Here is a 19,003-nt window from a genome sequence, read left to right on the forward strand (position 1 = left end):
TCCAAGTGCGATGGACTGCCCCCACGCTAGGTGTTGGAAGCAGGGGTTGGCAAGGGCTGCTCGTAGAGCCAGCGCATTTGCGAAAGAAGCCGCTCGCGGTAGGCCGCGACCAAATCTTCTTGGGCCATGACCATGTCCAACTGCCGGGTGTGCATGATGAGGTGCCCGAGCAGTTCCAAATGCTTTTCGATGAACGCCGCCTCGCAGTCGTCCATGCGCGCCGCGAGATTGTCGCCGCGCACCTGGGTTTGGAAGTGGAAGGCGTCAAGGAGTTCTGCCACCAGCCGGGCGCGGCGGGCACGGCGGGTTTCGTCGGCAGCCCCGCCTTTGAATTGGAAGCGGATGTAGTTTTCCCGCGGCCGGGGGCCGGCCATGGTCTCCACGGACGTGAAGTGGTAGCCGAATCGGCATTGCATGGAGCAAAAATGCCGGGCGATGACAAAATAGTTTTTGGTGGCGTATTGGGAGGCGCCCCCGGGTTCCAGATTGGGGTTCGTAGCGCTTTGAAAAAGCACGGACATGAACCCACGGCCATCGAGGGTCGGCGGCCCTTCCCAGGGAAAGGCCACGATTCCCCGCCATAGGGCAAGCATGGGGATGCTGGCGATGGAGGCCAAATCCACATAACGTCCTGTGACCTCACGGGTAAAGCCGTCATCGAGGTTGAGTACCCACCACTGCATGGGGACCACGGTTTTGAGCTGTTTGCTTGCCCGCGGCGAAAAGGGATGATCCCGGCCAAAGGCGAACATCTCGGTCACCGCCTTTTCGTGGCAAAAACGGGTGATGTCGTGGAGCGTGGTGCAATTTTTCGCCCGGAATCGGGGGCTGTCCGGGTCGGTGAGGGTGAGGGGCAAAATGACCTCGGCCAGTCGCTCCAGGGTTTGGTACACGGGAGAGCCTGCCAGAGGCGGCCGCGCGGGTTTTTGGACAAGTAGGACTTCCACACGGCCTGGGTAGATGCAGGTGTTGGAGGCATCAACCGTCACCATTTCCCCTGGGGCGAGTATGGCCGTAGCTCCCGGGACGCCAAAGAGTGCCGGGATGCGGAATTCCCGCGCCACGGTACCCAGGTGCCCGGCGGTGCTGCCGCGCTCGCTCACCACGGCGCTGGCCTGGGGGAGTACGGCCGCCCATTTGGGCAGAGCGTCCGCACATACCAGTACGGCGCCCTGGGGAACGGTGAGCATGTTCACGTTGTTGCGGAGTATGTGTACCGGACCACATCCCGCTCCGGGACTGACGGTCTGGCCGCCGCAGATGCGCGCAGAAGTCGTGATGGCTGCTGGCGCCAGGGTGTCGGGTTGCGGGGACTCGGCCCGGATTTCCAAGGGACGGGCCTGGAGGACGACAAGCGTATTTGCCGGAGTGAGCGCCCATTCCACATCTTGGGCCGTGCCGTAATGGTCCTCCAGAAAAAGCACCATGCGGGCGAGCTCTATGGCTTGAGAGTCGGTAAGGCAGGGGCGGGTGCGGGCACTTTCCTCCACCGTCTCCCTGCGCACGCCTTCGGTGGCTGCTTGGACGATGCGCCAGGATTTTTCCGCGATGTCCCTGACCGCAAGACGAGGCGGGTCTTCCCGCGTCACCTGGTACTGGTCCGTGGGCGCACTGCCGTCCACGACGCCCTTGGCGGCACCTAGGGCCGCGGTGATGTGCACGTGGGTGTTTTGGGGGTCCACAGGGCTGCGGGAATAGGCCACGCCGCCAGCAGCGGCGTCCACCATGACGAGACACCCCACAGCCATAAAGACCTCGTCTTCCCGGATCCCCTTGCGGTGCCGGTATACGGTGGCATGGGGCGAATACTTGCTGGCGAGGATCTCCTTGTAGGCATCCACCAGACTTTCTTCGCTGAGGTTAAGGAGTGAGCGGTGCTGGCCTGCGAAGCTGGCCCCGGCGGCGTCTTCGCCCACAGCGCTGGAGCGCAGGGCCACGCGCGGGGCGTATCCCAACCGGGCCTTGAGGCGGGCGTATCCATCGAGGATGGCCTGCTGGACCTCTTCCGGAACCGGCGCGTCGAGGATTTTTGCCTGGATACGCGTGCAGATGTCCAAAATGGAGAATGACGGTGTCTCGCTAGTGGCTTCCACGTCAAAGAGGGCGCCACCCATGGCGTGGGACTGCACCATGCAGGCGATTTCTTCGCCCAGGCCGTTATGCCGGAAAAACGTCTGGCAGGCCGTAGCGGTAATGGCAAAGCCGTCGGGTACCGGGATGCGCAGACGCCGAAGTTCTCCCAAGTGGGCCATCTTGGCCCCCACGTCGTCGGCCATGGCGGCGGAAAGTTCGTGGAGATCAAGGACTAAGGCCGAAGTGCCCACCACTTTTCGGGGCGCCAAGCGGGTGCGGATCTCTTCGGCAACGGCGTGGAAGGCGAGTGGGAGGTCGGGGTAGCGTTCTGGGGCCAGGGCGCGCAGGCGCTCCACCATGCTGTAGACCTTGGTGAGCAGGGTCGTCACCGTGGAGCGCAGAAAATACATCCCAAAATGACGCTCGCCGTGTAGGGCGGCCTCCAGGGCGGCCATGAGGTCGAGACTGGCGTTGTTGGCGGCAAGCAGGCGCTGGAAGTTTTCGTAGCGAGCCCGGAAGATGGCTTCCTGATCCTCGGCGTCCGCCGCAGACAAAGGCGGTGGGGTCCGGCCAAGAAGGCTTTGGATGGCGCGCATAATGCCCATGGCAGCTCCTATGCGGTGTCCTGGAGTGGAGCATGGAGGCGGCGCCATGCGCCAAGCCGCTCCATGTCCCGCAGGTAGGATTCATAATGGTCCAGGTAAAAGGCCAGGGCTTTGGTGAAATTCTTCCCCACCAGGCCGTCCACGAGCATGCGGCTGGTCTCCCGGAAGCGTTTGAGCACCAGCTGGGAGCGGAAAAAGATCAACCATTCTTCCTGGGTCATGGTGCGGACGATCTGGCGCAGGGCGCTTCTCGCCCGCGGCTGGTAGTACCAGAAGTACATGAGGTCCAAGGCGTTGACGATGAGCATCTGCTCCAATTCCTGCGCTTCGAGATTGAGGGTGTCGAGGAATGCCTTGGGCGTTTGCAGCATCTCGAGCACGTCTTCTTCGGGAAAGATGGTGTCGAGCCGGGCGAAGGTATTGAAGAGCATGGTGAGCTTGGTGCGGTAGTCCCGCAGACGTATGGCGATGTTGGCGTTGCGGTCGGCCAGTCCTTCGATTCCGCCGGCAACGGTGTCGGAGGCGAGTTTGGAGAGGATGGCGGCTGCAGCTTGGAGGGTGGCGCCGGGGTCAGCGGTCCCAAAGGCAAGGAGGATCCCCTCCGCGATATCATTGTAAAGGAGCGCCACAGGGATGGAGATGATGGAGCGGAAGAGGTTGCCGATGGCCGCAGCTCGGGGCAGCCCCCGCCATAGATTGTGGGAAAAGATGTACAATCCGTTGGCAGCCGCCATGATGGCATAGAGGAGCACCGGGTGGCTCGCCACGGTGATGCCCAAACCATGGTGGAGCAGCAGGGTTTTGACGCAGTAGTCGAGGAGCGGCACGGAAAAACCGGTAAAGAGCAGGGAGTCCGCAATGCGGTTGGCGCTGATGAGCGATCGCCAGGGCAGTTCGCTTGGGCGTTTGAGCCCGCCGCCACCGAGTACGGTCTGCAGCACGTTGCGAACCCCGGTGATGGCAAACCAGATGAAGGCTCCACCATAGGCGAGCACCCACCAGTCCTTGGTGAGGGCAAAGGTGAGAAAAGCGGGGATAAAGCCGATACATACCTTGAGGATGTTTTTCAGGTGGGAATTCAAGGTGCCCCAGCGTCCTTGTATGGAGGCTTGGGGCGACCGGCTTCCTCCCAACCCTCCCAAGGTCACCACGTTGCCCGGACCATCGCTCCACGCCAAGTGTTGTACTTCCCACGACAGGGAAGGCGGCGGCAGGAGTCCCAAAAGGCGGGCAGCCCAAGAGAGTTGGCCGTGTTCCACGCTTTGGCGCAGGTGGCGCACCAGATGGGCCCGCAAGGGCAAGCGGAGGCGCTGGGGGTTTTGGGGATCATGGATGGCGGCTTGGGCGCGTTGAGGTAAGGTTTCGGCCACTGCCAGTCCCATGCCGTAGAACCGCCGCGATTGTCCGGTGGAACTGCTGCCGGCGCGCACGCCCATGGGGCGGCCGGCGTATGCTTGATGGAGAGCGGGGAGATGCTCCAAAATCGCAAGCAAGTCCTCACAGCGCGTGGTCATGGCCGCGAGCTCGGCCTCGAGCGTTTTGCGCTCGGCGTCGGTATTTGCCTGGGAAACGCGGCGGGAAGCAGCCTCACGCTCCTGATGGTAGTCCCAGACGATGCTGCGCACCACCCGCTTGAGGGCGATGATGTGTTCATCGCCCAAGGCTTGCTGGAGTTCCGCGAGGCGCTGGGAGACGCGCTGCGGATTGGTGATCTCTACGGCTTCGGCGCAAGAAGCCTCTACCGGTCGGCCACCGATGAGCGTCTTGAGGTTGTAGATTTCCAGGTCTGTGACCAGGCCATTGCATTGGGCGACGATCTCCAGCACATCGGCCACCGTCAGGTTGCTTGGGTTGAGCACAAAGCGCGAGGCAGGCTGGAGTTCGGCGAGGTGCTGCAGGAGCTCTTTGGGAGAGCGGCGCAAGAGTGCCGGCACGTGCACATCGTCGGACGGTTGCGTGGGATCATGGAGGTGCGGATTGCGGCAGGGCTGGAGGTAGTGGTGGATGAGGTATTCGGAATCCACCTCCTCCAACGGGACACGGGCACGGTGGTGGGCAGAAGGGTGCTCGGCCGCGGCGTTATGGATGCTCGTCTCGATGTGGCGCGCGAGGTGTAGGAGTGACGGCTGCCCTTCGCCGACGAATTGCAGGAACTGCTCCTGGGATATGGGCGGAGGCAGGAAGCCGAGCAACTCGCCAAGGCTACGGCGGTGGGTGGTGTTGTAGGCATCGAGGGCGCCAAACACGTAGCGCTGGTGGTAGCGGGAGACCTGACGGCCGGCTTCCATGAAGGACTGCACGGCGGGCGCAGCGAGAAAGCGGCGGAAGGATTCGGGATCCGGTAAGGAAAAGGGCTCCCAGGTGAAGCGAGCATAGAGGTCTCGGAAGCGGGCACGGACCTCGATGCCGATACGCACGCGCATGTCGAGAATGGCGGCGGCCTGCAGGAGTTCTTCGGCCACCTCTGGGGTGACGAAGTTGTAGTACACCACCGTGAGGTGGCGGATCCCCTTGATCCACGCATCCATGACCAGGTGCGTCGGGGTTTTGCGGCCTTTGGTGTTGGCATCGTGCACGTGGTCGTCAAAGGCCACCTGATTCCACTCTTCGGGCATTTCCAGGAGATGGTAGTGGGCAAGGGCCCGGCGCACCTCCCGGGGGCGGCCGGTGGACACGGCCCGAAAGGCGTGGGCCAGGCGCAGTTGGGATGCGGTATCGCCCTGGTGGCGGATGAGGTCCTTCATGATCTGCATGAGTACTCGGGCGGTGTTGCGGGGCAGGCGCACGTCCGCGGTGAGGAGTACTTCGTCGCGCAGCATGGTGAGGGCGGCCAGACGCTCCGGCGCCTTGTCTGCGGCAAGGGAGCCCAGGAGACTGGCCACGGCATAGGCGATGCGCAGCCCTCGAGGAGCGGCCAGTTCCTTGATGCCGTGAGGATGCAGGGCCGGAGCCATGAGGGAGGCGAGGCTGCGCGGCCGCGTTGCCCGAGAGAGGACATCCGCTACCAGCTCGAGAAGGGCATGGTCTTGAAGGTCGAAAAAGAGGTTCATGGTCGGCAGGTGCGCAAACGCTTTTTTCGTACCGCGTCTTCGAGCTTGTAGATGAGGTCTTCCAGGTCTGCGGGTTTCATGAGATAGTCCATGGCGCCGCACGACATGCCTTCCATGGCGGTTTCGATGCTGGCATGCCCGGTGAGCATGATGACTTCCGTATCCGGCCAGGCAGCTTTGATGCGGCGAAGGACGTTCAGCCCATCCATGCCCGGCATCTTCACATCCAAGACCACCACGTCCCGGGGCTCTTGGGCAAGCATGGCGAGGGCTTCTTCGCCGCTGGTGGCGCTCGTAGCCTGGATGCCCCGCTTGGTGAGGCGTTTGATGATGGTGCGCAAAAAGTCCGGCTCGTCGTCCACCAAGAGTACGGAGTAGGAATCCATGAGACCTCCTTGGGGCAAAGATAGGCCAACTCCTAACCGAGCAGCGGGCGGGAGGCAATGGACGGCACAGTGGAACAAGCCGGATTTTGCTTCCTTTTTGCTCCCGCTTCTCCCCTGGCAATGGGTGGTGCTCGCCGGGGTGGTGGGGGTTTTTGTCCCGCACGCGGCGGCGCCGAGTCTGGCCTGCGCTGCAGTCCTCTTCGTGCTCACCCCCCTGCGCACCCATGTGGCGGCGGGGCTTTTTCTGGGTGTTCTCCTTTCCCTGAGGACGCTTCCCATTGCGCCCGCCTGCGTGGATGCCCATGACCCCTCGTGGCCGCGTACGCTGTCGGTGCGAGGGACCGTCCTTTCCGTGCAAAGCTATCCGGGGGAGCGCATGCTGCTGGTGGTGGGCGACGTGGAGATCCTGGATGCAGACGGAACCCCTCGGCCTCTGGGGGCGGATCTGGTCTGGAGTTGGGATACGCCGCCGCATTTGGTGGCCCCTGGGTCGGTGTTTGCCGCCCGTTTGCGTCTGCGACCGCTTCGGGGCACGGCCAACTTCGGTCTCCCCTGGGCAGAGCAGCGATGGTTGCGGCGCGGGGTGGGGTTTCGGGCCTCGAGTGCGGGAGAGGTGCCGGTGCAGTGGCTGCGAGGCCCGAAAAGCCTGCGTCTTCGGATCCTGGAGCGATTTGCCGCCCTCTGCCCCGACAAGGCCCGAGGCATGCTCCTTGCCGTGGTCGGCGGGGAGCGGCTGTTTTTGCCACCGGCACTCGTGGACCGGGTGCGCCGGGCTGGTTTGGCCCATAGCCTTGCCCTCTCGGGGCTGCATGTGGGCGTGGTCTTGGGCATGGGGTTGGGGCTTGCAAACCTTGCCATCCGCTTGTGGCCAGGGCTGGCGCTGCGTTTGCCTCGGCCGCAGTTGGCCGTGGCCTTGGGGCTTCCGTGGAGTGCGGCCTATCTGTGGCTGGGCGGTGCAGGTCCGTCCTTGGTGCGGGCGTGGATCATGGCGTGCGTGGCAGGCGGCATGCTGTGGCGCTACCGCCGCTTCTGGCCCCAAGACGCCGTATTCGCCGCTGCAGCCGCCATGGTGCTCCTTTTTCCCGCGTGGGCCTTGGAGCCGAGCACCCAGCTTTCCTTTGCCGCGGTCAGCGCCATTGTGATGCTGGCGCCGCTGGGAAAATATTTCCATCAATACTTGAAGAAATGGCGGATTCCCCGCGTGTTGTGCTGGCTCTTGGGGCTGGCGGGGGTAAGCCTTGCTGCGACCATAGGGACCGTGCCGCTCCAGCTCTTTTGGTTTGGGGTCGTCAGCTTTGGGGTGGTGTGGAATCTCCTGTGGCTGCCGGTGCTTTCCTTGTGGGTGATGCCCTGGGCGATGGTGGGGCTGGGGGCCTCGCTGTTGCCCGGGGCAGATGGCGTGGCGCGGATGGCCTTGGATCTTGCCGGTTGGGCAGTCTTGGGCCTGGATCGGGCCCTGGCGTGGGCGGAGGCTTCCGGATGGCTGCAGGAGCTGGCACTGCCGCGACCTTCGTGGATGGGCTGGACGGCCTTGGGGATCGCGCTCCTTCTGCCATGGACGCGAGGGGTGCGTCGTCTGGCCATGGTGCTGATGGCCCTGAGTTTGGGCTTGGCGGAGGTGCGTGGTTTTGCCTCCCCGGGGATGTCGCTTACGGTGCTCGATACCGGCTCCAGTCAGGCGGTGCTGCTGGAAACCCCCTCGGGAAAGCGGGTGCTCGTGGACGCAGGCGGGGCCTTTGCCTCGGACTACGACGTGGGGCGGCTGGTGGTGGTGCCGGCGCTTACCGTACAGCGGCCGCCGGTGCTGTGGGGGGCACTCATTTCCCATGCGGATATGGACCATATCGGCGGCATGCCCGCGGTACTTTCCCTGATGCGGGTGGGCTTGTGGGGGCAGGCCGGGCCATTGCGCGACGACGCAACGGGCAGACAACTGCGCTTTGCCCTTGACGGCTGGGGTGGCCCCAGGCACAGGCTCGCCGCGGGCCAGCGGTTGGAGGTGGAGCCCGGTGTGGTGCTGGAAGTGCTCCATCCGCCAGACGGCGTCTTCGGCCCATGGGGCAATGCCCAGAGCCTCGTCGTGCGCCTGACGTGGGAGGGGCGGGGTCTGGCCATCCTTCCGGGGGATATTCCGGCAGCCGTTTGGCAGCAGGTGGCAGACCATGGCCACCCATTGGCCGCCCAAGTGCTCATACTCCCCCACCACGGTTCTCGGGACGCCTTGAACCCTGAGGTGTGGAGGCAGGTACGCCCCATGCATGCCGTGGCCGCCTGCGGGCCGTGGAACCGTTTTGGTCATCCCCACCAGGAAGTTCGCCATTGGCTCGCCAGCCACAATGTGGCATTGTGGACCACAGCCCAGCATGGGGCGGTCCGTTTTACCTGGAAAACTTCGGGGAGCCGCCCATCCGTAGACTGGGCGCGGCGTCCCCACGCTTTGGGAGAGGATATCATGAGCACCATCATGCCCACAGATCAAAACATCCGCCAGGCCGTGGCCTGGATCGAAGAAGCGCGCAAAGACGGAAAAGACCTGGCCGCATTGCTGGCCGAGGCAGGGATGCGCTTCAATCTTTCCCCCATGGAAGAGCAGAAGCTCGCTGATATTTATCAAGACCAGATCGCTCCCAGGCGGGAAGTGCAGTAGTGCGGATCCTCACCCGGGTCATGATTCAGGAGATGCTCGTGGCGGCAGGTTTGACCGCCGCAGCGCTCCTGGGCCTCATTACTCTTGGCCGCATGCTCCAATTGCGGGAGCTCTTTTTGGTGCAAGGCGTGGGCGTCATGCACCTTTTGCGCCTTTTTGTGTACTTGACGCCGTTTTTCCTCACGGTGCTCGTCCCTGCTTCCGCCATGCTGGCGGTATATTTGACCGTGACCCGCATGGGCACAGATCGGGAGATCGTGGCGTTGCGCGCGGCCGGGATTGGCATCGCCCCGCTCGTGACCCCAAGTCTTGTGCTCTGCCTCGCAGCGGCAGCCATCACCGTGTGGGCGGGGTTTTGGGGCGTGGCCTGGGGCATGGAGCGGTTTCGAGACACCATCATGGAGCTGGCGCGGCAGCAGACCATGGTCCGCGTCCAGCCCGGAGTCTTCACCCAAGTGGCGCCGAACATTACCATTTATGCCCGAGAGGTGAGCCCCTCCGGAGGACAGTTGACCGATGTCTTCGTGCACGACGCCTCTCGGGCCGATGCGCTCACCATCACCGCCCCGCAAGGGCAGCTTGCAGTGGATCCGACCGCTGGTCGTCTGGTGGTGGCCTTGGAAAATGGAACCATGGTGCGCGAGGGGGCGGTAGGCATTTCGCAGGTACGCTTTGCCCACTATCTGGTATCGTTGGATCTTTCGGGGGTGTTCTCCGGCATGCGGCTCGGGGAAGTGTCTCCCAAGGAGATGGAATGGAAGGCGTTGTGGCAAATGTTCCGGCAGCGCCGAAGCCTGGAAGACACCAATTTGGCGCGTCGGGTGGCCATCGAGGTGCACAAGCGTCCTGCCTTGGCCGTGGCGTGCCCCCTTTTGGGGCTCACCATGCTCGCCGTGGCCCTGGTCTTTTCCGGCATCAGCCGTCAGTGGGGCTTGGTGGTGGGCATGGGCGTCTTTTTTCTCTACTATGTCCTACTTTCCGCGGGCATGTCTTTGGCCGAAGGCGGGGTGGTGTCTCCGGCCTTTGGGGTGTGGGCCCCCAGCGTCTTTTTTGCCGCAGGCGCGACGGTGCTGCTTCGGGCTGCGGCCACGGAGCGCTGGGTTACCGTGCGCTGGCCTTGCGGGAGGAGGGCGGCATGACCGTGCTGGCACGGCTTCTCGTGCGCCGCAACCTCTTCTTGTTGGCATTGGTGCTTGGCATCGGCCTGGGGGTCTATCTCTTTGTGGAAGTCTTCGATCGCCTGGACAATTTCTTGGAGGCCGGGGTTTCCCTGCGGCTTTTGGGGTTGTATGTGCTATACCGTTGCCCGTTTGTCCTGGCGCAGATCTTTCCGGGCGCTTTTGTGGTGGCCGTGGGCGTGCAGATGGCCCTCATGGGCCGGGCGCGGGAACTCATTGCCTTGCGCGCTGCAGCGGTCGCTCCCTGGAGTTGGCAGCGGATTTTTCTCGTGTACGCTACGGTGGTGGCCATCGGGCATTTCCTGCTTTCCCAAGGGCTTGGCGTGGTGGGGCATGGCCTGGCGGAGCGCATCTGGAACGAGGAGGTGCGGGGGAGAAATCTCGTGGCGCGCTCCCTGTCGGATGTCTGGTTTCGGGAAAAGCAGGCCGTGGTGTGGGTGCAGCGGCTGTTTCCGGTCACGCGCAAGGGGGAAGGCGTGCGCGTCTACGTGATGGATGCGGCAGGTCAACCCCAGCGCATCCTGGATGCCGAGGCAGTGGACGCGCAGCCAGGGGAGTGGCGGCTTACTCGGGTGCGGGAGGTGGACGTCTCCCGCTTGAGCGAAAGTCACTCTGACACGGTGACCTTTCCTCTTGCCATGGACCCCAAGAGCTTTTTGACCATGGACCCCAAGACCAGTTTGGAGTCCGTGTCCTTGTGGCGTTTGGGGGAAGAGATCGACCGCCTTCGCCAAAGCGGGGCCGGGGTGGAGCGCCTCACCACCGCCTGGCATATGAAGCTTGCCCAATCCGCGGCCATCCCGGTCATGGCCTTGGCGGCCTTGGTGGTGGCCAGCGTGGTGCGCTCCCCCTACGCGGTGGTGGCTTTGGGGCTGGTGGCCTCCTTTGGGTATTACGCCCTGTTCGTGGTGTTTTCTTCAGCCGGCCAGCAGGGGTTGGTGCCGCCTGCGGTGGGGGCATGGGCAGCCAATGTCTTGGTTGCGGCAATGGTGCTGGCGGCAGTGGCCATGCGGCGTCTGTGGAGGGGAGCGTGGTTTGGTGGTTGACCCTTGCGGGTTTTGCCCTGGGGTGCGTGATTGCTTATCTCGTCGCCCCGTCGTCCTCCGATGAGGACGACGCGGAAAAGTAGCGCTCAAGGATGCTGAGGATCTCGGCGTAGAAGCCGTCTTTGGGCTCGATGCCGAGGACGCCGTGGGCAGGGGTGAGCAGCCGGGCGCGGATCGCCCCGAATACCGTGGCAAAAAACACACTGGCCGCCAGTGTGGGCTCGAGGGTGCTGCGGATACTGCCATCTTTTTGGCCGCGGACGATGGCGGTCAGCACGCGCTGGATCATGGTTTGGCAGCCGGCAAGGAGCCGTGCATCCGGACTTTGGTGCTCGAGGGAAAAAAGCGGCGAGCAGCGCAAGAGCGCGCGACAGCCGCTTTGCGGGTCTTGCGAGGCGCGCAAGAGGGCCTTGGCCTGATTGAGGAGCATGGAAAGACCGTGGTGGGCGTAAAATTCGCCTTCGGCCATGCGCTCGGTGAGGTCTTGAAGGATACGGACCTGCACCTCCACAAAGAGATTGTCTTTGCTGCCAAAGTGGTGGGCGATGAGCCCCTCGGCGATACCGAGGTGCTGCGCGATGCGTTTGTACGTGGTGTTCGCAAAGCCGAAGGAGCCAAAAAGGTCTCGGGCGGCGAGGAGAATGCGTTCTTTGGTGTCCATGGAAAGAAGAATAGCGGTTTTCGGCAAAAGCGTCGAGGCCTTCCGTTGTGCGTGGACGCAAAATTTTTGGCGGAGTGCCAACGATTTTTTCTATGGATTTTTGAGGTGTTCTCATTGACAATAGAGGCCTTCATCTATACGCCCGCGCTACTTTTTGAGTGAAAGCTCAATATCTTTGTGGAGGAGGACAGTATGCAGCGATTGCGGGCGATGCTCATGGCGTGTGCCTTGGTGCTGCTGGCCGCGCAAAGCGGTGCGGCGGCGGGGTTTGGGATCTATGAATGGAGTGCCCGGGGCAACGCCTTGGGCGGGGCCACTGTGGGTCGGGCCGATGATCCTTCGGCCATTGCCAGCAATCCTGCGGGCATCACCCAACTGGACGGCATCCGGGTGCTGGGCGGTGTCACCTTCATCCATCCTGTGGTGGATGTGCGCACCAATACCCAATGGACCACCTCGGACGAGAACGCCTTGTGGATTCCGCCGCATTTCTACGCCACGGCCAAGCTCAACGATCGGCTGAGCCTCGGCGTGGGGGCCTTTTCCCGCTTTGGCCTGGGCTCGGTGTTTGATGAAGATTGGCCCGGCCGCTACAACTCCTACGAGGCCATCATCAAGTCGGTGTCCGCGACCCCGGTTCTGGCCTATCAGATTTCGGAAAAATGGTCTGCGGCTTTTGGTCTGGACGCCACCTATCTCGCATTCACCAAGCAGCAGAAGATCGCCAATGGGGCCATCTCTGCCTTGATTCCGGCAGGAGACAACAACTTGAAGCTCGATGCCGACGGCATGGGATACGGCTTCAATGCCGGCATCCATTATCGGCCTTGTCCCTACGCCCGCCTGGGACTCACCTACCGCAGCCCGGTGACCATGAAGGTGCGCGGCGATGCGGATTTTACCCGTTCCGCCGGGTATGCCGCGGCGGCGAGCGCAAGTCCCCTGCTCGATGCCTGGCTTCGGGATTCACGCGCCTGGGGAACCGTTACCTTGCCCGATTCCCTGGCTTTTGGCCTTGCCATCTACCCGTGGGAAAAGCTCAGTATCGAAGCCGGTTTCGTGTACACGTGGTGGAGCAAGTACGACGCCTTGACCATAAACTATGCGGACGCGGTCATTCCTGGCGGCAAGACGCAAACGTCGTCCATCAAGGACTGGAACGACGTATGGCGCTTCAATGTGGGGCTCGAGTACGCCCTGCTTCCCTGGATGGATGTGCGTTTGGGCTACGTGTATGACGAGTCTCCGGTGCCAGACGATACCATCGACTACATGGTCCCGGCCAATGACCGCCATCTCCTCAATGGTGGCTTGGGGTTCCACTGGGACAACTGGACCGTGGACCTCAATTACACGTACTTGATCATCACGGATCGCGACATCGACGCCCGCCCCAAGGAGGGCGTGCTGGAAGGGGAGGTCAACGATGGGCGCGCCCACATGCTGGGCGTCTCCGTGGGCTATACCTTCTAGTGCAAAACCCGGCTCCCACCAACCACCTCCTGGCCCCGCTTCGGCGGGGTCAGGGCGTTTCTATGGCGGCCATGCGAGCGAGGATGGCCTGAGCGCTGGGGAAACGCCGCTCGGAGCGCAGGCGCCACACGCACTGCCCGCGGAACCAGACTTCCATATCTCCGCGCAGTTGCGGTGCAGGCACCAGCGTTACCGCTTGCGGACCAAGGATGGCGCCGATCTCGGAGGCGAGCTTCCCGGCCCGCTCCAAAAGGCCGCGTCAGAGGCTGCAGACGCGGATGAGGAGCGTCTCACTGGGGCACATATTCGCTTTTTTTGAGGATCCCGCCTTCGAAGGTCAGGACGTAAAACCCGCCGGGCACGGCATAGGTGAGTTCGGTTACGGTAAATTTGCGCAGTTCGCGGCGGCGTTCATTGAGGTAGGAGACCTCCCCCACGTCGCGTTCGGTCAGGGGCGGGCCGCATTTGGCCACCACCTTGGCCATGATGGTGCCTGGGGTCATGAGATCCCCTTGGCAGCGCAAATCAATGGCTCCCAGCAGGGAAGGGAAAAGTCCGGTGATGGCCAGGGCAAAAAGGAGAGCACGCATCGCTTGACGTCCTTTGGGGTTGCTCGCTAACGGTGGAAAACCGCGTCTTGCGGCCAATGGGCTTCGCCAGGAGCCCTTTTTTATGCCTGAAGGAGATGTATTCATGCAACGAAACGAGGCGCTGCGCAATATCGCCATCATCGCCCACGTGGATCACGGCAAAACCACCTTGGTGGACGCACTCTTCCGACAATCCGGGGTGTTCCGGGAAGGCCAGCAGGTGGACGAGCGTGTCCTGGACAGCATGGACCTGGAGCGGGAGCGCGGGATCACCATCGCGGCCAAGAACTGCTCGGTGCGCTGGAAGGACGTGAAGATCAATATTGTGGATACTCCGGGCCATGCGGACTTTGGCGGCGAGGTGGAGCGCGCGCTCTCCATGGTGGATGGCGCGGTGCTTCTGGTGGACGCCTCGGAAGGGCCGCTCCCCCAGACTCGCTTCGTCCTGGGCAAAGCCTTGGCCTTGGGACTGCCGCTTATCGTGGTGCTCAACAAAATTGACCGCCCGGATGCCCGTCCCCAGGAGGTCTTGAGCGAGGTCTACGATCTCTTCATCGATCTGGGGGCGGAGGAGGACCAGCTCGAATTCCCGGTGCTCTATGCCGTTGGTCGCGACGGTATCGCCTCGACGAGCCTGGAGGTTCCAGGCAAGGATCTGGCCCCGCTTTTAGACGCCATCCTCACCCATATCCCGGCGCCGGCTTATGTAGTGGACGCCCCGCTCACCCTTTTGGTGTCCGATTTGGGCTATAGCGACTACCTCGGGCGTCTGGCTATCGGCAAGCTCCACGGCGGAATCTTGGAAGAAAAAACCGACCTCGTCTGTTTGGGAGAGACCGAGGAGCGTCTCTTCCGCCCCACCCGCATCCAGACCTACGAGGGCTTGCGCCTGGTGGATCAGCCGCGGGTGGAGCCCGGGGACATCACCGTGGTGGCCGGGCTGGAGCAGGTGGCCATTGGGGACACCATCTGCCATCGTCATACCCCGGTACGCTTGCCCCGGCTGCGGGTGGACGAGCCCACCGTGGCCATGCGTTTTGCCATCAATACCTCGCCCTTGGCCGGCCGGGAGGGCAAGATCGTGCAATCGCGGCAGATCAAGGACCGCCTTTTGCGCGAAGCCCGCGCCAACGTGGCCATCCAGGTGGAGGAAACCGAAGACCGCGATGCCATGCTGGTCAAAGGCCGCGGGGAATTCCAGCTGGCCATCCTCATCGAGACCATGCGGCGTGAAGGCTTCGAACTGACGGTGAGTCGGCCGGAGGTCATCCTCAAGCACGAGGCCGGCGAGGTCTTGGAGCCCATGGAGCGGGTGCACGTGGATTGTGGCGAGGCCTTTTTGGGCGTGGTCACGGAAAAGCTCTCCCTGCGCCGGGGCAAATTGGAGCACCTCGTCAATAACGGCACCGGCCGGGTGCGCATGGAATTTTCCGCACCGTCCCGGGCGCTTATCGGCTACCGGGACGAGTTTCTCACGGACACCAAGGGCACCGGCATCCTCCATTCCATGTTTGCGGGCTATGGACCGTATCGTGGCGAGTTCCCCTCACGTTTTACGGGCTCTTTGGTGGCGGACCGCCAGGGTCAGGCGGTGGCCTACGCCCTCTTCAACCTCGAGCCCCGGGGCAGGCTCTTCGTGGAGCCGGGAGATGCAGTGTACGAAGGCATGATCATCGGGGAGCACAATCGGGAGAGCGATCTTGATGTCAATCCGTGCAAGGAGAAAAAACTCACCAACCTGCGCGCTGCCGGCAAGGACGAGAACGTCATCTTGACGCCGATCCTCCCCATGACCCTGGAGCGGGCGCTGCACTGGATCCGGGAGGACGAAATGGTGGAAGTGACCCCGCTTTCCATCCGGCTGCGCAAGGCGGAGCTTTCCGCGCAAAAACGCCACACCATGCGGGTGCGGGCCAAGAAGGAGTGACCATGCATTTTGATGCCATCATCGTGGGTGGCGGCCCGGCTGGGCTCTTTGCTGCCCATTATTTGGCCGAGGCCACCTCGCTGCGGGTTTTGCTCGTGGACAAAGGGCGTGCCTCCCTGGCTCGCCATTGCCCCATGAGCGGGAACCAAGAATGTGTGGGGTGCCGACCGTGTAATATTCTCTCAGGGTTAGGCGGCGCAGGGCTTTTTTCCGACGGCAAGCTCAACTTCATCCACAAGCTCGGCAAGACGGACCTCACCCAATTTCTTCCAACCTCCGAGGCCATGCGCCTCATTGACGAGACCGAGGCCATCTTCAACCGTTTCGGCATGGATGGGCAGGTGTACCCCACGGACATGGAGCGGGCGCTGACCATTCGCAAGGAGGCCCGCAAGGTGGGGGTGGACCTGCTGATCATCAAGCAGAAGCATCTCGGAAGCGACAATCTGCCCAGCCACATCGCCGGCATGGTGGCGGCCATCGAGGCGCGTGGGGTCACCATCCGCACCGGCGAAAGCGTGCAGGACGTCTTGGTTAAGGACGGCCGTGTGGTGGGGGTGCGTACCAATACGGGCGAGTACCATGCGCCGTACGTCGTTTTGGCCCCAGGCCGGGTCGGCGCGGAGTGGGTGGGCTCACTTGCCCAGCGCCACGGTCTGCGGGTGACCCAGCGGGGCATCGAAGTGGGAGTACGGGTCGAGGTGCATAACGACATCATGCAGGATCTTTGCTCCGTGATCTACGACCCCACATTCTTTATCCGCACCTCCAAGTACGACGATCAGACGCGCACCTTCTGTACCAACTATGGCGGCTATATCGCCCAGGAAAACTATCATGACTTCGTGTGCGTCAATGGCCATGCGTACATGGAAAAAAAATCCGACAACACCAACTTTGCATTTCTTTCCAAGGTGGTGCTCAATGATCCGGTAACGGATAATCAAGCCTATGGAGAGTCCATTGGCCGATTGGCGACCCTTATCGGTGGGGGAAAGCCTATCTTGCAGCGCTTTGGCGATCTCAAGCGTGGCCGGCGCTCCACCTGGAACCGCATCAAAAATAGCTCCATCGAGCCCACCCTCACCAAGGTCACCTGCGGCGACATCGCCATGGCCTTGCCGGAGCGCATTCTCACCAACCTCGTGGAGGGCTTGGAGAAACTCAATTTCGTCGTGCCGGGCGTGGCCAACGACGAAACCCTGCTCTACGCGCCGGAGATCAAGTTCTTTGCCACCCAGGTGGAGTGCGGGCCGGATTTGCAGACCGCCATTTCCGGTCTGTACGTTGCCGGTGACGGGCCAGGCGTGGCGGGCAACATCGTCTCCGCAGCGGCTACCGGGCTTCTGGCCGCCAAAGGGATCGCCGCAGCGGCCCGGTAGACGGCCGTGGGGGGGGCTGCTTGCGCCCCGAGGAGGGCGCGGCCGCCTTTTGCCAGGTACCGGCCCTTGACCAGTGCCTGGCTTTGTTTTAGGAAGTTTCCATCTTGAGAGCGATAGATCAATGGATCGCTTTGTTCATACATCGGTGAACAAAGCATCTTTTTTTGTTCCCTGCGCACAACGAGGAGAGGATAGAGCTCATGAGTCGCATTCCCATTTCCGTGGAAGGCTACAAGCGTTTGGAAAAAGAATTGGAAGCCCTGAAAAAAGAGCGGCCTGCGGTGATTCAGGCCATCAAAGAGGCCCGGGAGGAAGGCGATCTGCGGGAAAATGCGGGCTATGATGCCGCCCGGGAGCGCCAGGGGCTTTTGGAGGCCAAGATTGCCCAATTGGAATCGCGCATGGTGCGCTTTGAGGTCATCGACATCAATCAGCTGCGCAGTGACCGGGTGATCTTTGGCGCCACGGTGGAGTTGGAAGACCTGGATACCGGCGAAATCAAGACCTACACCCTGCTTGGCCCCGATGAGGCGGACAGCAGCAAGGGCTCCATTTCCATCGAGTCTCCTGTCGGGCGCGCCCTCTTGGGCAAAAAGGAAGGCGACGAGGTTTCCATCCAGGTGCCCAAGGGCACGGTGAACTACGAGATCCGCTCCATTCGTTTCTTCGGCAGCGCTGCCTTGCGCTAATCGCCGTCAGGCGGTCCCGGAAGACATCCACGGGGAGGCTTGTCCTCCCCGTTTTGCAGGGCTGTATCCTCAAGTTCCACGAGGACATGGCGCGCCTGGTGGCGGCAGAGGCAGACCCGGCAGGCGCCCAGGAGCACTACCATGGGGCCTTGGGCGTTCTGAACAACTTGGACGGGTTTGCCGGACACAAACCCCATGGCCAACAGCCGACTCCGTTCCGCTCCGCATGCATCGACGCGGCGGATCACGCCGGTTTGCCCGGCCTGAAGGTGATGCAGCGGTACGAGCCCTGTGGCAGCAGCGCGGCAGCGGCAGGGATGAAGGCGGTCAAAGAGCATCTGCATCGTCCTCAACATCCACGCGGATGAAGTCTGCCTCGTTATTGCGCAGCGTGAGGGTGAATCCCCGCAGCCGCAAGGCCACCGGGTCTTCGAGGGGGGCTCGGCCCACGACGGTGAAGGGGGTGCCTGGAACGAGCCCCATGTCCCGGATGCGCCGGCCCAGTTCCCCCTGGGCAGTGATATGCCGGATGATGCCGCGTTGGTTGACCTGCATATGGCGCAAGGCGATGGTCTTCACCAAAGACTCCTTATTCCAGGGTTGCCTGTTGGCTGCTGTCCTCAGGACAGCGGCTTTTTTGCCGGGCCAGACAGGTTTCGATGCACGCCGTGCAGTCCGGGCATGAGCCTGGCTCGGCGCAACTCTTTTGGAAGGACGCGATCCAATCGGCTCCGGTACGGGGGCAGCGGGTGAGAAAACGTACAAACCGGATGAGGGCCTCCAAACTTTCATCGTCGATGCCGTGCTCCAGGCGGCAGGCGGTCTCTTCCGCTAGTTCCTGGCGGATATTAAGGACTCGCTGTAAAAAATCGGAAAGCACCTTGTGGCGGTGGGCGATGCGTGTGGCCACGCGAAAGCCTTCGGGAGTCAGGGTGACCGAACTATAGGGCTCGTAATTGATGAGCCCTTGTTTGGCGAGCTTTTGCAGGGCGTTGGTTACCGAAGCCCGCTGTACCCCCATTTGGTCGGCGATATCCTTGGCTCGGGCCGCGGAGTGCGCAGCCTCCAAGGTGAAAATGGTCTCCAAATAGTCTTCGAGATTAGAGGAGATGTCGTGCATGCCTGCCTTCCCAGTTGCGGCGAAAGTTAGACTCTTCTACGCATGGAATGTGCGGAAGGCAAGATCCTCGGAATGTGTCAATGAAAATGAGACACCCCCGACCGGCAATGAAAGTCTCAAGTCATCGCTTTTCGGCCTGTTCATCCATGCAGCGGTTGGTACGGTTGGAGGCGCTG

Annotated in this window: 16 protein-coding genes; 8 read left to right on the top strand and 8 right to left on the bottom strand. The window is 62.5% G+C overall.

Annotation, left to right across the window (positions count from 1 at the left end):
- Nucleotides 1-26: 26 nt before the first annotated feature.
- From QMF81_RS06835 to QMF81_RS06845, 3 genes are read right to left on the bottom strand one after another with little or no spacing between them, the layout of a single operon-like run.
- Nucleotides 27-2,678: a PEP/pyruvate-binding domain-containing protein gene (locus tag QMF81_RS06835; protein ID WP_281750002.1), complete on the bottom strand. Its 2,652-nt coding sequence runs from the start codon at nt 2,676-2,678 to the stop codon at nt 27-29.
- Between the two features lie 8 nt (nt 2,679-2,686).
- Entirely contained in the window at nt 2,687-5,728 is a 3,042-nt protein-coding gene (locus QMF81_RS06840) for a hypothetical protein (RefSeq protein WP_281750003.1), read from the bottom strand.
- Nucleotides 5,725-6,114, bottom strand: a complete 390-nt coding sequence (locus QMF81_RS06845) for a response regulator (RefSeq protein ID WP_281750004.1) — start codon at nt 6,112-6,114, stop codon at nt 5,725-5,727. The genes QMF81_RS06840 and QMF81_RS06845 overlap by 4 nt, the downstream gene beginning before the upstream one ends.
- Nucleotides 6,115-6,211: 97 nt before the next feature.
- Between QMF81_RS06845 and QMF81_RS06850 the strand changes: the two genes are divergently transcribed.
- The 3 genes from QMF81_RS06850 to QMF81_RS06860 are packed head-to-tail and all read left to right on the top strand — an operon-like array spanning nt 6,212 to nt 10,985.
- The gene (locus QMF81_RS06850) at nt 6,212-8,761 is read left to right on the top strand and encodes a DNA internalization-related competence protein ComEC/Rec2 (RefSeq protein ID WP_281750006.1); all 2,550 of its coding nucleotides are present in this window, start codon (nt 6,212-6,214) and stop codon (nt 8,759-8,761) included.
- Nucleotides 8,761-9,900, top strand: a complete 1,140-nt coding sequence (locus tag QMF81_RS06855; protein ID WP_281750007.1) for an LptF/LptG family permease — start codon at nt 8,761-8,763, stop codon at nt 9,898-9,900. The genes QMF81_RS06850 and QMF81_RS06855 overlap by 1 nt, the downstream gene beginning before the upstream one ends.
- Nucleotides 9,897-10,985 carry an LptF/LptG family permease gene (locus QMF81_RS06860; RefSeq protein ID WP_281750008.1) on the top strand — a complete coding sequence of 363 codons (1,089 nt, stop codon included), beginning with the start codon at nt 9,897-9,899 and terminating at the stop codon, nt 10,983-10,985. The genes QMF81_RS06855 and QMF81_RS06860 overlap by 4 nt, the downstream gene beginning before the upstream one ends.
- Nucleotides 10,986-11,019: 34 nt before the next feature.
- Here the strand turns inward: QMF81_RS06860 and QMF81_RS06865 are convergent, their stop codons facing one another.
- Nucleotides 11,020-11,646: a TetR/AcrR family transcriptional regulator gene (locus tag QMF81_RS06865; RefSeq protein WP_281750010.1), complete on the bottom strand. Its 627-nt coding sequence runs from the start codon at nt 11,644-11,646 to the stop codon at nt 11,020-11,022.
- Between the two features lie 192 nt (nt 11,647-11,838).
- Between QMF81_RS06865 and QMF81_RS06870 the strand changes: the two genes are divergently transcribed.
- A complete protein-coding gene (locus QMF81_RS06870) occupies nt 11,839-13,119 on the top strand; it encodes an OmpP1/FadL family transporter (protein WP_281750011.1) in 1,281 nt (426 codons plus the stop codon).
- Between the two features lie 49 nt (nt 13,120-13,168).
- On the opposite strand, the gene QMF81_RS06875 is transcribed toward QMF81_RS06870, so the two are convergent.
- The gene (locus tag QMF81_RS06875; protein WP_281750013.1) at nt 13,169-13,369 is read right to left on the bottom strand and encodes an Rdx family protein; all 201 of its coding nucleotides are present in this window, start codon (nt 13,367-13,369) and stop codon (nt 13,169-13,171) included.
- A 40-nt stretch (nt 13,370-13,409) separates the two neighbouring features.
- Nucleotides 13,410-13,709 (bottom strand): DUF2845 domain-containing protein, encoded by a 300-nt coding sequence (locus QMF81_RS06880; protein WP_281750014.1) that lies wholly within the window; start codon nt 13,707-13,709, stop codon nt 13,410-13,412.
- A gap of 103 nt (nt 13,710-13,812) precedes the next feature.
- On the opposite strand from QMF81_RS06880, the gene typA reads away from it, so the two are divergent.
- The 4 genes from typA (at nt 13,813) to QMF81_RS06900 (ending at nt 18,075) form a co-directional block, all read left to right on the top strand.
- The gene (typA, locus tag QMF81_RS06885) at nt 13,813-15,636 is read left to right on the top strand and encodes a translational GTPase TypA (RefSeq protein ID WP_281750015.1); all 1,824 of its coding nucleotides are present in this window, start codon (nt 13,813-13,815) and stop codon (nt 15,634-15,636) included.
- 2 nt (nt 15,637-15,638) lie between these two features.
- Nucleotides 15,639-17,018, top strand: a complete 1,380-nt coding sequence (locus QMF81_RS06890; RefSeq protein WP_281750016.1) for an NAD(P)/FAD-dependent oxidoreductase — start codon at nt 15,639-15,641, stop codon at nt 17,016-17,018.
- Between the two features lie 200 nt (nt 17,019-17,218).
- Nucleotides 17,219-17,707, top strand: a complete 489-nt coding sequence (gene greA, locus QMF81_RS06895; RefSeq protein ID WP_281750017.1) for a transcription elongation factor GreA — start codon at nt 17,219-17,221, stop codon at nt 17,705-17,707.
- Nucleotides 17,708-17,793: 86 nt separating this feature from the next.
- Nucleotides 17,794-18,075 carry a hypothetical protein gene (locus tag QMF81_RS06900; protein WP_281750018.1) on the top strand — a complete coding sequence of 94 codons (282 nt, stop codon included), beginning with the start codon at nt 17,794-17,796 and terminating at the stop codon, nt 18,073-18,075.
- On the opposite strand, the gene QMF81_RS06905 is transcribed toward QMF81_RS06900, so the two are convergent.
- Nucleotides 18,035-18,289: a FeoA domain-containing protein gene (locus QMF81_RS06905; RefSeq protein ID WP_281750020.1), complete on the bottom strand. Its 255-nt coding sequence runs from the start codon at nt 18,287-18,289 to the stop codon at nt 18,035-18,037. The genes QMF81_RS06900 and QMF81_RS06905 overlap by 41 nt on opposite strands.
- Nucleotides 18,290-18,296: 7 nt before the next feature.
- Nucleotides 18,297-18,827, bottom strand: a complete 531-nt coding sequence (locus QMF81_RS06910; RefSeq protein WP_281750021.1) for a metal-dependent transcriptional regulator — start codon at nt 18,825-18,827, stop codon at nt 18,297-18,299.
- Nucleotides 18,828-19,003: the final 176 nt, after the last annotated feature.

Origin of the sequence: Thermodesulfomicrobium sp. WS (assembly GCF_027925145.1) — a bacterium.
GTDB lineage: Bacteria > Desulfobacterota > Desulfovibrionia > Desulfovibrionales > Desulfomicrobiaceae > Thermodesulfomicrobium.